The organism is Streptosporangium sp. NBC_01639 (assembly GCF_045209755.1).
Classification (GTDB): Bacteria; Actinomycetota; Actinomycetes; order Streptosporangiales; family Streptosporangiaceae; genus Streptosporangium.
Genome location: NZ_CP109272.1, coordinates 8,400,710 through 8,419,042 on the forward strand (window position 1 = coordinate 8,400,710; position 18,333 = coordinate 8,419,042).

The following is an 18,333-nucleotide window of genomic DNA, read 5'->3' on the forward strand; positions in this document are numbered from 1 at the left end:
GCTGCGGTGTCTGCTTGCCCGGCAGAACCCTTGGGAGCGAAAGTCATACGGGCGATCTTGGCACGCTCGGCCTGTCCGGCATCGGGTGTTTCACGATCATCCTGCGCTCCGTGGGTGCCGATTAGCGCCACACAGGGCAAATGGTCTCTGACGCGGCATTGCATCCGAGTCGGTGTGCACGTCGTATGTCCGGCTGTCATGCGTATATCCGTCGCGGGCCGTTTCGCTGCGGGCGGTGCAGAAGGGGTGGCGGGGGTCGCGTCCGCAGCCGGGGCAGGCGGTGCCGTCGGCGATGTCGGCGGCCAGTTTCCGGAGGGTGTCGTCGAAGCGGCGCAGGTGCTCGTAGGGCCCGAACGCCGGGTCGGCGGCGAACTTGGCGCAGTAGTCGGCGATGGCTTCCGGGGCGTGGTGGGCCAGGGCCCCGGTGATCTTTTTCAGCAGGCGGGAGCGGAGCCAGGCCGGGGTGTGGCGGTAGTGGCCGGGCAGCAGGCCGAGGACGGTGGCGGCGATCCGGGTGCGTTCTTCGGGCTTCGCCGCAGGCGTCGTGGCGGCGTCTCGCGCGTTACGGTCCGCACGCTCGCCTGCGGCGAGAAGAGGAAGGGCTTTTCTGGTCTTCTCGGGGTGCTGGTCTTCTTGCTTGTCTGTTCTTCTTATGGGGGTGGGTTTTCCAACGTTGGTTTTCCCGTCGTAGGTGGTGACCTGCGGGTTCACCGTGTTCGTGCTGGTCGCGGCCAACGGCGGGTTTCCCGTCGCAGGTGAGGACGGGACGGTCCCCGGAGCCGGAGCCGGGACCGGGACCGGGACCGGGACCGGGTACGGGTTCAGGGCCGGAGCGGTGTCTTCGGTGGTGGGGTCGGGTGGGGGTGCCCAGGGCTCGCACAGGATGTAGTCGACCCCGCCGAGCCTGCCGTCGCTACCTCGTTCGCGTTCGCGCACGAGGTAGCCGTGGGACTCCAGCTCCCTGATGGCGGTGCGGGTCGCGTCGCGGCCGTCGGGGGCGGCGCGGATGATGCTCCTCTCCGAGACCCGGAACCCGGGTGCGTGGGAGTTCAGCCAGGTCAGGAGACCGCGAGCCTTCCATGACAGCCGTTCGTCGCGGGACCACCGGTGGTCGATCTTGCTGAACCGGCTGGTAGGGGGTGCCGCCCGCCGGACGCTCCGTCCGCGCTCCGAAAACGGGGGACGGGGTCGACAGCGGGTGCTGAACGCCTGGTCAGAGGGGCTGTTTGAAATGGGCGCGGGCGCACCGATAGCCTTGGGCATGGATCTTTCTCCTGTGGTAGCAGGCTGATTGATCAAGGCCTTGGGCCGGTGTTGATAGCACCGGCTCAAGGCCGTCTTCGTCTGTGCAGGTGACCGGATTTCCGGCCGCACCCTTATGGGCTCCTGCGGTCTGTTCACAACTGCTTTCGCGCTGTGAGGCACTTTCTACACCCGGAGCGGTGGCTCAGGTGCGCTGAACGCGTAATGTCCGGTTCGTTGGCATGGCCGAGCAGGTCGACCGGCTCAGACGTCACGGCTTCTCGGGGTGGGCGAGTGAGCCGCCGGGAGGGCGGGGGAAGGCCAGGCGGCTCCACTCCGCTACGGCCGCTCTTGGAGAAGCTTTGAGCCCGGCATGAGCGTGCGGGTGATTCAGACGCGGTATGAGACGGAGAGACCGTGTGCCCCACGGGGCACATGGCTGCGTCATGTCCGACCGTGAGCATCGAAGGCCGCGATGAGGACACGACGCGCGAGGCGGAATCGACGGTCCAGTGCCAACCGGACGCGTCGGTACCGCCCTGCGGTGGTACCGAACAGACCATTGGTCGGCAGGCCCCGAGAAACGGAGCATCCGGGCACTGCCCGAGCAGAAGGAGACTTCAGCCATGGACATGCCCGTCATCAACGAGTGTCGAGTCGATGCGTGCGCGTACAACACGGAACACACCTGCCACGCGCTGGCCATCACGATCGGCAACAGCTCTCACGCGGAGTGCGAGACCTTCTTCAAGGTCGAGTCGAAGGGCGGTGACCCGACCGCCAACGGCCACGTGGGCGCCTGCAGGATGGCCGACTGCCATCACAACGTGCAGTTCGAATGCCAGGCCCCGGGCATCGTCGTCGGCTACACGCAGAGCGACGTCGACTGCCTCACCTACGCACCTGCATAGGGCCTGTTCTGTGCTCGGATCTTCAGGCGGGTCAAGGCTTCGGATCATACAGTGACGCCTCGGATGGAGAGCCCGGCGATGGGGCTTTCCAGGCCCGCCGGGGCTGGGCGGCCGAGAGGCCGTCTCAGGTGGCTTGTCTGGCGTGCTTGATCTCGGTGGCTGGAAACGGCGTCCGCTTGCTCTTCTTGACCAGGCGGTGGTGGAACTCGTTCAAGACGATGGCCGCCGAGGCGTGCCGGTCGATGATCGCGGCAGTCGCGGGCGGGACCTCACAGGGCTGTCGTCCCGCGACCCATTCCCGCAGGAACGCCTGGTGGTCGATGTCGCCGCGCAGGTCGTCGAGCAGATGGTGACGCAGCAAATGGGCCGTGGTGTAGCAGTGGTCGTAGTCGAGATGCTCGGACAGGAACGCGGCCTCGGCCGCGGTGAGCTCGAAGCCGGCGCTCAGGGCGAGCCCGAAGTCGGCGAAGTAGAGCAGTCGGCCGTCGGTCAGGATGTTGGCGAAATGGGCGTCGAAGTGGACGAGCCCGCGAGAGCTCATGAAAGCGGTTCCACGCGTCAGAGCTTCCTCCACCCAGGGGTACGGCGAGCCTTCTCCGCTGCGCGGCGCGGTCTTCCGCGAGTCGGCCAGCCAGGCGGCGAGAGTCTGCGGCACGTGTTCCAAGAAGAGCACCAGGCTGGATGTTGAGCGGCCGAGAGCCTCCAGGCGTTCACGGACGGCAGACGAGCCCTCCCAGTGCGCGACCGCCCCATCGATGCCGCCGAATTCGTCGATGAACCCCTCGGGTGGGGAGTCGGGCAGCACCCGCCAGTGGTACATCAGCGGAAAGCCCTCATACTCCCGTCCGAGGACCCAGTTGGTGGTCATGGTGTGTACGGCCAGCTCACGCCAGCCTCCGAAGCCGGCCGAGCCCACCCCGTACTGGTAGAACAGCGGCAGCTCGAACAGGTTCGCCGTCGAGCGCACGTTCTCCGGCCGCAGCTCGATGCCGGTCAGCGGGATCCGTTTGATGAAGACCCGCCTCCCGCTGATGTCCATCTCCGCCGACCTGCCGCCGATGCCGGACCCGAGCGCGGTGGCTTCCGCCACGACTTGGCCGAGTCGGCGGTCGCTCAGCAGCGACAGCCAGGTGGAGACCGCTCCGTAGGCGGCCAGGCGCGCGGCGTACCGCGAGTCCGGGTCGGGCATCAGTGGTGGCTCCTGAGCCTCCCCGCCAGACGTTGGCGAGCTATCGGCATGATCGACCCTATCCGGGGGGCGGACAAGATAAGCGTCAAAGGGGCAACGGCAGTCGGCACACGGGACACGACCACTCTGTCCGGTGTTCGGCGACGCTTGGCAGCCGGGAAACCATGAACTCGATCGGGCTACCGGGCCGTGGGCGAGCGCGATGCTGTCGGGCGCGCTGTGGCGCTATTCCGGAGTGGGAGTAGGGGACGCCCCGGTCCTTCAGCGCGCGGGCTCCCGGTAGCTGAGGTGCTGTCCAAGCAGCTCAGCGGCCAGGAGCCCGTGGTCGTCCGTCTACACCGCTACATCCTTGAGAGCAGGATCTGGCGGTTCACGTGGTACGGAGAATCGGACCTTGAGCGCGTTGTGGTCAGACGCGGGTCCACCGTTGGTTGGCGGCGCCGGTGCATGTCCAGATCTGGAGTTTGGCACCGTTGGCCGTGGAGTTGTTGACGACGTCCAGGCATTTGTTCGCGCCGACGGCGGTGATGGTGCCGTCGGTGTTGAGGCGCCACTTCTGGTTGTTCTGCCCGTTGCAGTCCCAGATGAGGACGCCGGTTCCGTCGGCGGTGCCGTTGTTGTTGACGTCCAGGCACTTGTTGCCGTAGACCCGCAGCTCACCGGCGGATGTGGAGGTCCACTGCTGGTTGCTCTGGCCGTTGCAGTCCCAGATGTTCACCTGGGTGCCGTTGGCCTGGGAGGCGCCGGTCACGTCCAGGCACCGGCCCGACCCCACGCCCTGGATGCGAGATGTGGGCGTGGGATTGATCGTGCCGCCACTGACCCGGAACACGACGGTGCCGTGAGATGGGACGCTCGCCGAGATGGCGCCGGTGGTCGTGGTGACGGTGTTCGTCCAGGCGTCACGCAGGCTGAAGGAGTCGCCGGACAGGCCGATGGCGGACGCGGTGGTGCTGATCGTGGTGGTGCTGCCGCCCTGGTTGAACAGGGCGACCGCGAGGTCGCCGTTGCTCAGCCGTTTGGCCAGGATGCGGCGGGTTCCGTCGTTGCCGATCTGGGTGGCCTGGAGGCCGAGCGGGTCCTGGTTGATGGCGATCAGGTTCTGATTCTTCATGATCGTGCTGGTCGCGTTGTCCATGTTCCGGACGTCGTTCCCGGCGATCAGGGGCGAGGCCATCATGGCCCACAGCGCGAAGTGACTGCGCATCTCGGTGTCGTTCATGCCGCCGCGGCCGACTTCCATCATGTCGGGGTCGTTGAATTGGCCGGGCTTGGCGTACGAGGCCAGCGGAACGGTGACGTTGACGATGTTCTGGATGCCCATCGGGTAGCCGTTGCTCTGGCCCGTGTCCCAGGCGTTGGTGATGTCCTCGGTCGTGCGCCAGATGTTGGCGACGTCGCCCCAGTTCCGCTGCGGGCCGGTCTTCGAATGGATGCTGTTGGAGTTGATGCTGTAGAGGATCGGCCGCCCGGTCGCCGCCAGCGCGTCGCGCATCTTGGCGAAGGTGCGCACCTGGTCGTCGATGGTGCCGGTGGGTGAGCACCAGTCGTACTTGAGATAGTCGACGCCCCAGGCCGCGAACTGCCGGGCGTCCTGGGCCTCGTGGTTGAGGCTGCCGGTCGCGCCCGGGTAGGAGTTGAAGTACTGGGCGCAGGTCTTGTCGAGGGGCCCCTGGTAGAGGCCGAACTTCAGGCCCCTGGCGTGCAGGTAGTCGCCGAGCGACTTCATGCCGCTGGGGAACCGCGACGGACTGGCCTGGATGTTCCCGGCGGAGTCGCGGTTGGGGTCGAACCAGCAGTCGTCGACGACGACGTACTGGTAGCCCAGGTCGCGCATGCCGTTGCTGACCATGGCGTCGGCCGTCTGCCTGATCAGGGTCTCGTTGATGTTGCAGCCGAAGGTGTTCCAGCTGTTCCACCCCATCGGCGGGGTACGGCCCACGCCGTTCTCCAGCGCCTGCGCGGGAAGGGCGGGGGTGACCGCCACCATGGCCAACACCGCGGTGGTCAGCAGCGCGCGTGTTCGTTTTCTCATGGACATCGCTCCTCAGTGGATGGAGATCGGACACACGGGGCGGGACAGCACTTACCGCACCGTGGCCCCGGCGGTTACTCGGTGGGAAAACGCGTCAGGATCACCGACCGGCGCAACTCCTGTCACTGGAAGGAGGCGTCGTCGATGTGGAGGCCGTCGGTGCCCGCGGCCGTTTCGACGTAGAAGGAGGCGTTGGTCAGCGTCCCGGTCCAGGAGACGGTCGTGGTACCGGTGAGCTGGGTCCACCCGTTGGCGTTGACCGTCTGCGCCGGGGTGAGCTGCACGTAGTTCGTCGTGCCGTTCGCGGTGAGCGCCAGGGTCGCCTTCGCGCTGGGGGTGCCGCTCTGCGAGCGGACCCAGACGCTCGTGGTGTAGCTCTTGCCGTTGGTGAGCCGCGCGGTCACGTTCTGGTGGGGGCCCTGCCAGGCGGCCGTACGGCCGGAGTTGAGCAGGGACCGGCTGCCGCCGTGAGCCACATCGGTGGCGGAGGACAGGGTGCCGCCGGAGCTGGTCCAGCCTGTCGTGCCGTCCTCCATCGTGCCGTTGGCCAGCAGGTTCCCGCCGCCGCTGCCGCCGCTCGGGGTGAACTGCCACCAGTTGAGGTTGAGCAGGTAGCCGCTGCCGCCGGCGAACCGGAGGTAGAGGTCGCGCGTGCCGGTGGCACCGGAGACGGGACAGGTGACCGAGGTCCAGTTCTGCCAGCCGCCGGTGCCGGGGACGGTGCAGGTGCCCACGAGGGTGCCGGTGGCGCTGCCGAGGCGGACTTCGATCTGGCCGCCGCTGGCGCCCGAGGCCACGCGGGCGGTGAAGGAGGAGGCTCCGGTGCCGAAGGCGACGCCCTTGACCTTGACGTAGTCGCCGTTCTCGATGAAACCGACGTTCATACCGCCTTCGCCGGAGGCTTCGGTCTCCACCCCTGATGCCCAGGCGACGGTCTCGGCCTCCTGACGGACGAACGGGTCGAGGGTGCCGACCTGCGGTGGTCCGGCGGTGGTCATGTTGATGGTCGGGATGGTGCCGTCGGCGTTGTAGGTGAACTTCTCCACGGCCACTGACCTGGTGTAACCGCCTCCACCGGGGAGAGCGCCGTTGTGGTAGAAGAAGTACGGGCTCCCGGCGAAGTCGATGATCCCGGGGTGGTTGGTGAAGCTCGACCCCTGCTTCGGCATGACCGTTCCACGGTAGGTCCACGGCCCGGTGGCACTGGGGGCCGTGGAGTAGCCGATGAACTCCGAACAGCATTCAGCGGCGAACACGTTGTAGTAGAGGTTGTTGCGTTTGAAGACCCACGGCCCCTCCTCATAGAGGGTGGGACGGCTGGCGTTGCCGTTGCGCGTGCCGAACCCCGCCGTGGTGAGCGGAATCTGGGTCGGGCTGCCGGAGAAGGAGATCATGTCGGTGTTCAGCCGGACGTACCAGAGGCGGGGGTTTCCCCAGTACAGGTAGGCCTGGCCGCTGTCGTCGATGAGGACGTTGGGGTCGATCTCGCCGTTCTCGACCAGCGGGCGGCCCAGGGCGTCACGGAAGGGCCCGGTGGGGCTGTCGCCGACCGCGACTCCGATGGCCATGCCGCCGGTCGCCCGGTTCCGCACCGGGACATACCAGTAGAACTTGCCGTTGCGGTAGGCGACGTGGCCGGCCCAGGCGTTGGCGTCGGCCCAGGCGAAGGTGGCCAGGCTCATCGGTGAGCCGTGGTCGGTCCAGTTGGCCATGTCCGTGGTGGAGTACACCCGCCAGTCACGCATGGTGAAGTACGTCGAGCCGTCCTCGTCGTGGCCGGTATAGAGGTAGAGGCGGCCGTTGTGGACGAGCGGCGCCGGGTCGGCGGTGTAGATCGTCTGCACGATCGGGTTGTCCGCCCTGGCCAAGGACGGGAACAGCATGGTGGCAAGAAGCAGGCCCACGGTGCACAGGACCGTGCGCAGAGCAGGTCTCACCTGTCGTCTCCCTCGGACACGTGTTTGACAGGGGGTACTGGTGGTCCCGGGGGCGCTGGGCGCTCCCTCCCCCTCGCGCCCGGGACCGATTCAGGGGTGATCAGCAGGAACGTTGGAGCCGGACCTGTGTCATGCCGTCAGCGCTGTAGGGTCAGCAGGCCCGGCCGGTAGGGCAGGAGGCCGTAGTCGCCGCCGGAGCTAGGGCTGCGTCCCTGGTAGAGCAGTTGCAGGTTGCAGGGGTCGACGGTCATGGTCTGGTCGGGGTTGGTGCGGATCAGTTCGCCGTGGCTGATGTCGTTGGTCCAGGTGGCGCCGCTGTTGGCCTTGCCGGCGAAGGGGTTGCTCTCGGTCGCGGCCTGTGGTGTCCACGTCCCGTCCAGGCTGGTGGCGGTGAAGGAGCGGAAGTAGCGGCCCTGGGAGCCGATCGCCTCGACGATCATGAGGTATCGGTTCTGGTTGTGGAGTTTGTAGACCTGGACGGCTTCGAAGAGGTTGTTCGTCGTGTCGCTCATGATCACGGTCGAGGTCGTGCCGAAACTGCCGGGGAAGTTGCCGATGGGCATGCCGGCCCGGTAGATCTTGCCGTTGTCGCCGGCGAAGAACAGGTACATGTTGGTGCTGTCACCGATGACGGCCTGGTCGATGGGTCCGGTTCCGGAGCCGGAGATGCTTCCGGAGAAGAGGGTCTGCGGTGAGGACCAGCCGTTGGGGTTGGTGGGGTCGCTGGAGGTGCGGTAGGAGAAGGCGGGCCCGCCCCACTGGTAGGCCAGCACCCAGATGTTCTTCGGGGCGAAGTAGAACAGTGAGGGCGCGACGGTGGCGGAGGACATGGTGTTCTGGCTGGCCGAGGCCATGTCGGACCAGTTGGTGAAGAGGCCGAAGTTCATCGAACCCCAGCTCGTGCCCGTGTCGTGCGTCGTGGCGTAGACGAGATGTCTGCCGTTGTAGGGGACGGTGGTGAAGTCCTTGAGCGAGACCCATCCCGACTTCGGGTTCGCCAGCGAGCCCGTCGATGTCCAGCGGTACGTCGACGGAAGAGCACACATACCGGTCGGTGTCGGGGTCGGTGTGGGGTTCGGTCCGGTGCCGACCTGGACGAGTTGCCACTGCTGGTTGCCGCCGCCCCAGTCGTCGTACTGGACGATGTTGGCGCCGTCGGCGGTGGAGGCGCCCTGGACCTCCAGGGCCTTGTTGCTGTTGCGGTTGATCAGGCGGACGTGGCCGCCGTCGGAGTCGGCCAGGCGCCATTGCTGGTTGGTGCCGTTGAGGTCGGACCACTGCACGACCGCTCCACCGTTGGCGGTGGAGAAGTTGCTGACGTCCAGGACCTTGCCGGAGTGGCGGGATTTGACGCGGTAGTAGCCGCCGCCGGAGTCGACGAACTGCCACTGCTGCTGGTTGCCGTTGTTGCGGGTCCACTGGGTGATGCGGGCGCCGTCGTTGGTGGCCAGGTTGTAGACGTCCAGGGCCTTGCCGCTGGTCCGGTTGACCAGCACGTACCAGGCGTTGGTGTCGACGGTCGCGGCGTTGGCGGACTGGGTGGCCACGAAGAGGCCCACCAATAACGTGGCCGCCGTGACGATGACGGCCAAGGATTTGATTCGCACAATGTGCTCCGGTTTCATCCGATGCGGGAGAGTTGCCACTGCTGGTTGCCGCCGCCCCAGTCGTCGTACTGGACGATGCTGGCGCCGTCGGCGGTGGAGGCGCCCTGGACCTCCAGGGCCTTGGCGCTGTTGCGGTTGATCAGGCGCAGGTAGCCGCTGTCGGAGTTCGCCAGGCGCCATTGCTGGTTGGTGCCGTTGAGGTCGGACCACTGCACGACCGCTCCGCCGTTGGCGGTGGAGAAGTTGCTGACGTCCAGGACCTTGCCGGAGTGGCGGGATTTGACGCGGTAGTAGCCGCCGCCGGAGTCGACGAACTGCCACTGCTGCTGGTTGCCGTTGTTGCGGGCCCACTGGGTGATGCGGGCGCCGTCGTTGGTGGCCAGGTTGTAGACGTCCAGGGCCTTGCCGCTGGTCCGGTTGACCAGCACGTACCAGGCATTGGTGTCGATCTGGCCCGGAGTCGGCGTGGGAGTGGGGTTGGTGGAACCGCCGTTGAGGGCGTTGAGCGTGCTGGTGTAGGCGGCCTTCTTGTTGCCTGAGGAGTCGAACAGCAGCGGATTCTCCCCGGTACGCCAGGAGTCGCTGTCGCGGATGCCCCAGACGGTGATGCCGTTGCACCGGGACACCGCCAGGCATGCCCGGGCCACCGTGGCGTAGACGTTGGCCTGGTTGGACCCTTGGGCCACGTCGAGTTCGGTGATCTGGACGTCGACGCCGAGATCGGCGAAGCGCTGGAGGTTGGCCTGGTAGTCACTCGACACCGAGGTGCCGAGATGGGACTGGAAGCCGACGCAGTCGATCGGCACGCCGCGCGACTTGAAGTCGCGCACCATGTTGTAGATGCCGGTGCTCTTGGCGTTGACGCCGTCGGTGTTGTAGTCGTTGTAGCAGAGCTTGGCCCCGGGGTCGGCGGCGCGCGCCGCTCGGAAGGCCGCCTCGATCCAGTCGTTCCCGGTCCGCTGGAGGCTCGAGTCACGCCGTCCGCCGGAGCCGCCGTCGGCGAACGCCTCGTTCACCACGTCCCAGGAGTGGATCTTGCCCCGGAAGTAGGTGGCGACCTGGGTGACGTGGTTGATGGCGGCGCTGCGCAAATCGGAGCCGGACAGGCCCTGGGCCCAGCCGGGCATCTGGGAGTGCCAGAGCAGCGCGTGGCCGCGGATCTTCATGCCCTGGCCGGTCGCGTGGTTCACGATCCGGTTGGCATTGGTGTAGGTGAAGTTACCGCGCTGGGGTTCGGTGGCGTCCCACTTCATCTCGTTCTCGGGGGTCACCGAGTTGAACTCGCGGTTCAGGATGTTGACGTAGGTGGAGTCACCGAGCCTGCCGGCGGCGATGGCGGCGCCGAAGTAGCGTCCACCACGTTCGGCCGCCGATGCGCCGAGCGTGGAGGCGGCGCTCGCCGGAGCGGCCAGCGCCATGGAGGCGCCGGCGGCGAGCAGCGCCGCGGTCAGCAGCGACAGCAGTTTCGTCGGCCGTCGGCGTCCGGGCGGGGCGGCCGGCTGACGTGGTTCGGTCGTCATGAAGGTGCCTTTCGTTTCTCAGGGGGTGGTGAGGTCGAAGCGGCGTACGGTCGCCGCTCCGCCCAGGGACTGGGTGGCGTAGTTGAAGATTCCGAAGCGGTAGCCCATGAAGAACTGCCAGGCGTTGTTCAACGTGAAGGCGGGCCCGAGGGCGGTGAAGTTCGTCCCGTCGGTGCTGTAGGAGAACCGGGCCTGCCGGCCGGAACCCGGCCGGATGTCGGCATTGACCCGCAACCAGATCCGGCCGCCGGAGATGTTCGCACCGGCGGCCTCGGTGCCGGTGCCGGTGGTCTGCCAGTTGCTGTTCATGGTCAGCCCGTTGGTCATCACCACCCGGTTGGCGCCGTTGTCGCGTTTGACGCCGATCCAGGCCGACTGGTCGCGGAGCATGGCCAGGCCCGCCCGGTCGCCGTTGGCCATCTGCGAGTAGTCGAGCTCGATCGTCGCCGTCGACGACGGGCCCTGGATGCGGTGGGTCAGGGTGTTGCGGGCGTTGTACAGGTCGCCTGTGACGGTCGCGGTCTGCAGGCGCAGGCCGTTGCCGGTGGAGAAGCGGCTGGTGTCGGGGTTGTGGTTCCACTCCCACCGATGACCGAGACTGCCCGAGGTGAACGTGTCCGGGCCGATCATCGACTGCACGGTCTTGGTGGTCTGGATGTTCGGCTTCGGATACGAAGCTCCCCACGCTCCGTTGACGGTCTGCACCGTGGGCCAGTCGCCGCTCCAAGTGATCGGCGCCAGGGCGGGCACCCGGCCGCCGGGGTAGGCGTCGACGAACGACATGTAGTACCAGGCGCCGTTCTGCGTCTGGACCAGGCCGCCCTGGTGCGGCACTCCGCCGCCGGAGATCGGGCCGGGCATGTCGAGCAGGACCTGGCGCATCTCGTACGGGCCGAACGGGCTGGTGGAGCGCAGCACGTACTGGCCGTTGGCGGGGCGGGTCAGCCAGATGTAGTAGTAGCCGTTGCGCTTGTAGAAGCGGGCGCCCTCCAGGGTCCCGACGTTCGAGGGCGTCTGGAACACCTGCTGGCTGCGCACCTGGCTGAGCCCGTCGGCGGAGAGCTGCGCGACGCTGATGGTGGAGTTGCCGTAGGCGACGTACATGGTGTCGTCGTCGTCGACGAGCAGGCCGGCGTCGTAGTAGCAGTTGTTGATCTGGGAGCGCTTGGTCCAGGTGCCGTCGACCGCCGACGCGGTGTAGACGTAGGTGCGGTTGAACTCGACGCAGCCCATCCAGTAGTACGTGCTGTTGCTCGGCCGGTAGTTGAGCGTGGAGGCCCAGATGCCCTTCACATAGGCCCGTCCGCCGTTGAGGTCGTAGGCGTTCGAGCCGAAGTCGAGCCGGGGTACCGAATGGCCGGCATACTCCCAGTCGACCAGGTTGTAGGAGCGCAGGATCGGCGCGCCGGGGGAGTAGTGCATCGTCGAGGCCGAGTAGTAGTAGGCGTCGCCGACCCGGATGATGTCGCCGTCGGCGAAGTCCTGCCAGACGACCGGGTTGTTGTAGTTACCGCCGGGATTCGGTCCGGTGCCGACCTGGACGAGTTGCCACTGCTGGTTGCCGCCGCCCCAGTCGTCGTACTGGACGATGTTGGCGCCGTCGGCGGTGGAGGCGCCCTGGACCTCCAGGGCTTTGTTGCTGTTGCGGTTGATGAGGCGGACGTGGCCGCCGTCGGAGTCGGCCAGGCGCCATTGCTGGTTGGTGCCGTTGAGGTCGGACCACTGCACGACCGCTCCACCGTTGGCGGTGGAGAAGTTGCTGACGTCCAGGACCTTGCCGGAGTGGCGGGATTTGACGCGGTAGTAGCCGCCGCCGGAGTCGACGAACTGCCACTGCTGCTGGTTGCCGTTGTTGCGGGCCCACTGGGTGATGCGGGCGCCGTCGTTGGTGGCCAGGTTGTAGACGTCCAGGGCCTTGCCGCTGGTCCGGTTGACCAGCACGTACCAGGCGTTGGTGTCGACGGTCGCCGCGGTCGCGGAGGGGGTGGCGAGGGTGAGCAGGGCGCTGGTGAGCACGACCGACGTGATGACGGCGATCAGCACGTGCAGGCGATTTCGTCTGGTGGGGCGCATCGTTCTCCCTTCAAGGCGTTGTTAGCGCTAACATGACGGTCGTGAAGTTATCCGGAAGACGGCGGCCTGCCGGTCCGCGGCAGGTGGCCCTGATGCCGCAGGTGGTGGATCGGGAAGTTGTGGGAGCGGAACGAACGACCGAGACGCATGCAGTGCTCCCAGGCCGATCAGAGGTCAGGCGTCGGCCATTAAAAGTTGTTATCGCTAACATTTGAGACTCCAGATCTCCATGGCCTGCTCCGGAAAGGGTGGTGTCGGGGAGTACATCCGACTGGCCGATCGGCGTCAACGAGCTGCGGTCCTCGCTGACCTGGGCATCGCCGTCGGTGCGTTTCCCTGCCTGGACATTCGTCCGGAGAGAGATCGCCTAACGGGGCCCGCGCAGGTGAAAGTTTCACAGAAGTTACGACTTGGTAACGGCAGGTCTCGGACCGGATCCAGTGCCGCATGTCCCGTTCGCGTGATCTCTTCCAGTTCCGGACTTAGAACGTGTCTGAGAGCTGATCATCGGCTTCAGCGGGCCCATTCGAGTGGGCGCGGTCCGGGCCGCTGGACGGGATGTCCCCGGGTGATGCGCCGCAGCAGCGTGCTGATCGCCGCCCACCGAACCATCGCCTCGCTCGTCGGTACCTGCCGCTCGTAGTCGCGGGCCAGCCGCCGATGCAACATCAGCCAGGCCAGCGCCCGCTCTACCACCCAGCGCCGGGAATGCACCTGAAAACCGCGCTGGTGCGCGGGCTTGGCGACGATGTGCACGATGATGCCCAGCACCTCGCGCGCCCAGAGCACCAGACGCCCGGAAAAACCCTGGTCGGCGAAGACGACCCGGCAGGCACCGCTCAGGTACAACCCCAGCAACAGGGTGGTGGCCCCGGCGCGGTCCTGCACACTGGCCGGACGCACCATCACCGCCAGCAACAACCCGAGCGTGTCGGTGACTACGAACCGCTTACGGCCATTGATCTTCTTGTTCGCGTCATAGCCGCGACTGTCAGCCCCGATGGTGTCGGCGCCCTTGACGCTCTGGCTGTCCATGACCGCCGCCGACGGCTCGTCCTGGCGGCCGGCGCTCCGGCGGACCCGTCGCCGTAATACGTCGACGACCCGCTGGGTCACGTCTTGGTCCTCCCAGCGCACGAAGTGCCAGTACACCGTCTGCCAGGGCGGGAAATCGGCCGGGAGCTGCCGCCAGGCGCAGCCGGTACGCACGACATAGGCGATCGCGTCCACGATCTCCCGGCGCGGATGTTTCTCCTTGCGGCCGTCCCAGTGCGGGGCGGGCAGCAGCGGCTCGATCAGCGCCCACTGCTCATCGGTCAGATCAGAGGGGTAGAAAGGGGCGGCGTGTCATGCCTGCACCCCTACCCCCCCTCACGGGATGGCTTCACGATCACCTCTCAAACACCCACTTAGGTTTCCGGGGGCGGGTCTGTCCAGTAAGGGGTAAACGGCTCTGTCCCGATTAGGCTGCGACCCGGCGGTGAATGCGCGAACTTAATGTCAGCGGGTCGCGCGGACGTGATGTCAGTGAGCAGCCACCGGTCATCGCGGGCGCCGTAACCGTATGTGGTCGTTTAGTCAAGGAGCGTGTCCGGTGTAGGTCAGCACGGTTGTCAGGCCGGGGGCGGCGATGTAGGTAAATAACGGAAGGTTCTACGCGTATCGCTCCCTGTCATGTGCCCTGTCACACGTCGGGTGTGCGTGGACCTGCCGTAACCGGCAGGAGAGCGGATGAGGTTGCGGCGAGCGCGAGGGCCTCCCCGATACCGCGACATTCAGCGTCTGGTTACGCGTCAACGGCCACGACGCATGCGGCGGGTCAGTCCCGCTGCCTGATCCGGGCCGGTTCCACCGCGGGCGAGGGTGGCGGGGGCACCCAGGCGTGTGAAGGCGTCATCGCGCGCGGCATCCTCCTTCGACTCACCCTGAGGAACGTCATGCTTTCCACCACGCACGTCGCCACGGCCCTACGGCGGCGCATGATGGCAGCCCTGTGCGCGCTGCTGACCGCCCTAGCCATGACCGGCCTCACCGCGCTGCCCGTGCACGCGGCCGCTCCGGCCTTGGCCTACGTCGCCAACAACGGCTCGGACAACGTGTCGGTGATCGACACCGCGACCAACACCGTCACCGCCACCATCGCTGTCGGCTCCGGCCCGATCAAGACGGCGTTCAACCCGGCCGGCACCCGCGTCTACGTCGCCAACAACGGCTCGGACAACGTGTCGGTGATCGACACCGCGACCAACGCCGTCATCGCCACCATCGGTGCCGGCTCCGGCCCGTACGGGGTCGCGTTCAACCCGGCGGGCACCCGCGCCTACGTCACCAACTTCTCCGGTGGCAGCGTGTCGGTGATCAACACCGCCACCAACACCGTCATCGCCACCGTCGGCGTCGGAAGCAGGCCCCGCGGAGTCGTGGTCAACCCGGCCGGAACTCTCGCATACATCGCCAACGACGGCTCCAGCACCGTGTCGGTGATCGACACCGCGACCAATACCGTCACCGCCACCATCGGCGTCGGAAGCGCACCCTACGGGGTGGTGCTCAACTCGGCGGGCACCCGCGCTTACACCAGCAACGTCAACTCCGACAACGTGTCGGTGATCGACACCGCCACCAACACCGTCACCGCCACCATTCCCGTCGGCACCGACCCCTACGAGATCGCCCTCAACCCGGCGGGCACCCGCGCCTACACTTCCAACCGCTACGGCGCCAGCGTGTCGGTGATCGACACCGCCGCCAACACCGTCACCGCGACCGTCGGCGTCGGAAACGGTCCCGGCGGAATAGCGGTCAACTCCGCCTTCGCCTACACCGCCAACCTCGACGACGGCACCGTGTCGGTGATCGACACCGCCGCCAACACCGTCACCGCCACCATCGGCGTCGGCAGCTTCCCGTTCGGTATCGCGGTCGGTGACGCAACCGTCGTTCCCGCCGAAGCCGACCTCGGTGTCACCGTCGCCGACTCGGCCGACCCCGTCAGCCAGGGCGACTCCTTCACCTATACCGCGACCATCACCAACAACGGACCCGACGCCGCTACCGGGGTGAGCCTGTCTACCACCTTGTCCGGTACGGCCCGCACCATCATTTCCGCCACCGCTTCCCAAGGCTCGTGCGCCATCGCCGCGCCGGTCATCACCTGTCCGCTCGGCGCGCTGGCCAATAGCGCCTCGGCCACGGTGACCGTCACGGTCAAGCCCACCGCCACCGGCACCCTGACCGCAACCTCCGCGGTCACCGGCACCGAAACCGACCCCACCCCGGCCAACAACACCGACGCCGAAAACACCACCGTCAACACGCCGCCCGCCGCCGATATCGACGTCAATCTCGGTGCCCAGCCGCATCTGGGCATCTTGGTGCCCTACCTCGCCTACACCCTGACCGCCCACAACACCGGCCCGAACGCGGTCACCTCCGCCACTCTCACCGCAGCCCTGCCGCCGGGCAAGACCGCCACCAACCTGGCAGCCGGATGCACCAGCGCCGCCGGGTCGGTCACCTGCACCTACGGCGCGATCGCCAGCGGCGCCAGCGTGAGTAAGACCTTCCGCCTGCCGCTGCAGTTGCTCTCCCTCGGCCAGGTCACGGTCACCGGCATGCGCACCACCTCCGCACCCGCCGACCTCAACCCGGCCAACGACACCGCCTCAGCCACCTGCACCGTCATCTCCATCGCTCTGACCACCTGCCCCTGAACGCTGGAGATGCCCGGTCGATCGGCGCCAGCCCATCGGCCGGGCACCCCGGCGAGCGATCGGTCGCGGCCGACCTCGACGCCGTCGCAAACGATCTGGAGACGTGGGCCGCGCCCCTTCGTCGGCAGCCCATTCCGCCTGCCCTGGCGCCATCAGACTGATGGGGTGCCCGGGCGACGACGTGCTTGACAAGCCCAGCGCACCGAAATTGAAGAGTAGGGCCGAACAAACCAAGATCGGCCCGTTCGGCCCTACTCTTCACCCCCAGTTCATCACCGCGACCGGTGGAAATCTCCGCCCGGACCGGACACCGCATCAGGCGACGTTCGCCCTGCCGTACAAGGCGGAGGTCCACGCGTTGGTGAGGACGTCCACCAGGACCTGCTCGTCGTCGAAGGGCGGCACGCCGGCCGCGGCCAGGTAGTAGAGCCGCTCCCCGAGCCACGACAGTGACGCGGCGACCGCCCGGCCGTCGAGGTCGCCGAGCCGCCGCCGGGCCTCCGGATCCGCCTCGATCCGGGCGGCGGCGGCCTCGGTGAACAGGTTCATCTGCGCCAGCCAGAGGGCACGCAGGTCATCGTCGGAGCCCCAGCTCTCCACGATCGCTCGAAGCACGCCGGCGTTCTCCCGCCACAGCCTGGCCCCGTCGCGCACGCCCGCTCGCAGAGCGGCGACCGAATCCTGCTCCTCCCCGATCCAGGGCTGGGCGGCCCGCTGCCCTCCCGCCACCGCCTCGCGCACCAGATCGGCCAGCACGGCCTGCTTGTTGGGGAAGTAGAAGTAGAAGCTCGCCCTCGACACCCCCGCGGCGACCAGGATGTCGGCGACGCTGAGGGTGTCGAAGCGGCGTTCGTCCAGCAGTTCGCGGGTGGCGGTCAGGATGCGCTCCCGCGTCTCCGCGGTGGCGGGAACCGGACTGGATCGACGTCCGGGACGACCGTCGGGGACTTCGCTGCTCATGCCGCCAGCTTAGGACAACACGTCCGGACACTGCGTCTATACATGGTGTCCATACAACGTGTATGGTCCCGCTTATGAGACAACTCACGACCTATCCAGCCACTACTGAGCAGCCCGGGATGCAGGCATGAAATACAGGACGTTGGGCTCCAGCGGCCTTCGGGTCTCCGAGCTGATCTTGGGCGCCATGACCTTCGGTGAACAGGGCGGGGTGGGCGCGCCGGCGGAGGAGTGCCGGCGCATGCTCGACCTGTACCGCGAGGCGGGCGGCAACACGATCGACACGGCGGTCAACTACCGCGACGGGGCCAGCGAGGAGATCCTCGGCCAGTGGCTGCACGGGCGGCGGGACTCGTTCGTGGTGGGCACGAAGTACACCGTCTCCCGCGACCGCGACGACCCCAACGCCGCCGGGAACCACCGCAAGAACCTCCGGGCTTCCCTGGAGACCAGCCTGCGGCGGCTGGGCACGGACTATGTGGATCTGTACTGGGTGCACATGTGGGACCGGCACACGCCCATGGAGGAGACCATGCGCGCCCTGGACGATGCCGTCCGGGCAGGCAAGGTGCTCCATGTCGGGATCTCCGACACCCCCGCATGGGTGGTGTCGCGGGCCAACACTCTGGCCGAATGGCGGGGCTGGAGCCCCTTCGTCGGTCTGCAGGTCCCCTACAGCCTGCTCCAGCGCGACATCGAGCGCGAGCTGCTGCCGATGGCCGAGTCGCTCGGACTGGGGGTCACCGCATGGAGCCCGCTGGGCGGTGGCGTGTTGTCGGGCAAGTACACGCGGCCGGGCGGGCCCAACGGTCCCGCCCGGCTGTCGCCGGGCTCGGTGTCGGAGCGGGACCACGCCGTCGCCCGGGCCGTGCAGGAGGTCGCCGACGAGATGGGCGCCACGCCTTCCCAGGTCGCGATCGCGTGGACGATGAGTCGTTCGCCTGCCGTACTGCCCATTGTGGGCGCCCGGAGCACCGGGCAACTGGGTGACAACCTCGCGGCGGCGGAGCTGGAACTCGGTCCGGAGGCGCTGGCCCGGCTAGAGGGGACAGCCCCCGTCGAGCTCGGGTTTCCGCACGACTTCATCGCGCAGACTTCCCCCTGGGTCTTCGCCGCGGCGAACGTCTGACTCGGACGGCCCCGGCA

The 18,333-nt window shown here is 67.4% G+C and carries 12 protein-coding genes; 3 read left to right on the plus strand and 9 right to left on the minus strand.

The annotated features are described in order from the left end of the window. Nucleotides 1–96: 96 nt before the first annotated feature. Nucleotides 97–1,263, minus strand: coding sequence for a hypothetical protein (locus OHA77_RS38140; protein ID WP_406314038.1), 1,167 nt, complete (start codon nt 1,261–1,263; stop codon nt 97–99). A 605-nt stretch (nt 1,264–1,868) separates the two neighbouring features. On the opposite strand from OHA77_RS38140, the gene OHA77_RS38145 reads away from it, so the two are divergent. Next, the gene (locus OHA77_RS38145; protein WP_326823339.1) at nt 1,869–2,153 is read left to right on the plus strand and encodes a DUF1540 domain-containing protein; all 285 of its coding nucleotides are present in this window, start codon (nt 1,869–1,871) and stop codon (nt 2,151–2,153) included. A gap of 124 nt (nt 2,154–2,277) precedes the next feature. On the opposite strand, the gene OHA77_RS38150 is transcribed toward OHA77_RS38145, so the two are convergent. The 7 genes from OHA77_RS38150 to OHA77_RS38180 all read right to left on the minus strand — a co-directional run bounded on the left by OHA77_RS38150 (nt 2,278) and on the right by OHA77_RS38180 (nt 13,834). Then, complete coding sequence (locus tag OHA77_RS38150) at nt 2,278–3,342, minus strand: protein kinase family protein (RefSeq protein ID WP_406314040.1); 1,065 nt, start codon at nt 3,340–3,342, stop codon at nt 2,278–2,280. 409 nt (nt 3,343–3,751) lie between these two features. Beyond that, a complete protein-coding gene (locus tag OHA77_RS38155; RefSeq protein ID WP_406314042.1) occupies nt 3,752–5,377 on the minus strand; it encodes a glycoside hydrolase family 27 protein in 1,626 nt (541 codons plus the stop codon). 122 nt (nt 5,378–5,499) lie between these two features. Continuing rightward, nucleotides 5,500–7,314 (minus strand): family 43 glycosylhydrolase, encoded by a 1,815-nt coding sequence (locus OHA77_RS38160; RefSeq protein ID WP_406314044.1) that lies wholly within the window; start codon nt 7,312–7,314, stop codon nt 5,500–5,502. 137 nt (nt 7,315–7,451) lie between these two features. After that, nucleotides 7,452–8,876 (minus strand): non-reducing end alpha-L-arabinofuranosidase family hydrolase, encoded by a 1,425-nt coding sequence (locus tag OHA77_RS38165; protein ID WP_406319945.1) that lies wholly within the window; start codon nt 8,874–8,876, stop codon nt 7,452–7,454. Nucleotides 8,877–8,935: 59 nt separating this feature from the next. Continuing rightward, entirely contained in the window at nt 8,936–10,441 is a 1,506-nt protein-coding gene (locus OHA77_RS38170) for an endo-1,4-beta-xylanase (protein ID WP_406314046.1), read from the minus strand. Nucleotides 10,442–10,459: 18 nt separating this feature from the next. After that, nucleotides 10,460–12,514 (minus strand): family 43 glycosylhydrolase, encoded by a 2,055-nt coding sequence (locus tag OHA77_RS38175; RefSeq protein ID WP_406314048.1) that lies wholly within the window; start codon nt 12,512–12,514, stop codon nt 10,460–10,462. A gap of 513 nt (nt 12,515–13,027) precedes the next feature. Then, nucleotides 13,028–13,834 (minus strand): IS5 family transposase, encoded by an 807-nt coding sequence (locus OHA77_RS38180; protein WP_406319946.1) that lies wholly within the window; start codon nt 13,832–13,834, stop codon nt 13,028–13,030. Between the two features lie 617 nt (nt 13,835–14,451). Between OHA77_RS38180 and OHA77_RS38185 the strand changes: the two genes are divergently transcribed. Next, nucleotides 14,452–16,227, plus strand: coding sequence for a CARDB domain-containing protein (locus OHA77_RS38185; protein WP_406314050.1), 1,776 nt, complete (start codon nt 14,452–14,454; stop codon nt 16,225–16,227). Nucleotides 16,228–16,542: 315 nt separating this feature from the next. On the opposite strand, the gene OHA77_RS38190 is transcribed toward OHA77_RS38185, so the two are convergent. Next, complete coding sequence (locus tag OHA77_RS38190; RefSeq protein ID WP_406314052.1) at nt 16,543–17,187, minus strand: TetR/AcrR family transcriptional regulator; 645 nt, start codon at nt 17,185–17,187, stop codon at nt 16,543–16,545. A 127-nt stretch (nt 17,188–17,314) separates the two neighbouring features. On the opposite strand from OHA77_RS38190, the gene OHA77_RS38195 reads away from it, so the two are divergent. Continuing rightward, nucleotides 17,315–18,316 (plus strand): aldo/keto reductase, encoded by a 1,002-nt coding sequence (locus tag OHA77_RS38195; protein ID WP_406314054.1) that lies wholly within the window; start codon nt 17,315–17,317, stop codon nt 18,314–18,316. The last annotated feature ends 17 nt before the right edge of the window (nt 18,317–18,333 follow it).

What these genes read in the sequence shown, in the direction of transcription:
- OHA77_RS38140 (WP_406314038.1), bottom strand. Translation starts at nt 1,263, where the DNA reads ATGCCCAAGGCTATCGGTGCGCCCGCGCCCATTTCAAACAGCCCCTCT.
- OHA77_RS38145 (WP_326823339.1), top strand. Translation starts at nt 1,869, where the DNA reads ATGGACATGCCCGTCATCAACGAGTGTCGAGTCGATGCGTGCGCGTAC.
- OHA77_RS38150 (WP_406314040.1), bottom strand. Translation starts at nt 3,342, where the DNA reads ATGCCCGACCCGGACTCGCGGTACGCCGCGCGCCTGGCCGCCTACGGA.
- OHA77_RS38155 (WP_406314042.1), bottom strand. Translation starts at nt 5,377, where the DNA reads ATGAGAAAACGAACACGCGCGCTGCTGACCACCGCGGTGTTGGCCATG.
- OHA77_RS38170 (WP_406314046.1), bottom strand. Translation starts at nt 10,441, where the DNA reads ATGACGACCGAACCACGTCAGCCGGCCGCCCCGCCCGGACGCCGACGG.
- OHA77_RS38175 (WP_406314048.1), bottom strand. Translation starts at nt 12,514, where the DNA reads ATGCGCCCCACCAGACGAAATCGCCTGCACGTGCTGATCGCCGTCATC.
- OHA77_RS38185 (WP_406314050.1), top strand. Translation starts at nt 14,452, where the DNA reads ATGCTTTCCACCACGCACGTCGCCACGGCCCTACGGCGGCGCATGATG.
- OHA77_RS38190 (WP_406314052.1), bottom strand. Translation starts at nt 17,187, where the DNA reads ATGAGCAGCGAAGTCCCCGACGGTCGTCCCGGACGTCGATCCAGTCCG.
- OHA77_RS38195 (WP_406314054.1), top strand. Translation starts at nt 17,315, where the DNA reads ATGAAATACAGGACGTTGGGCTCCAGCGGCCTTCGGGTCTCCGAGCTG.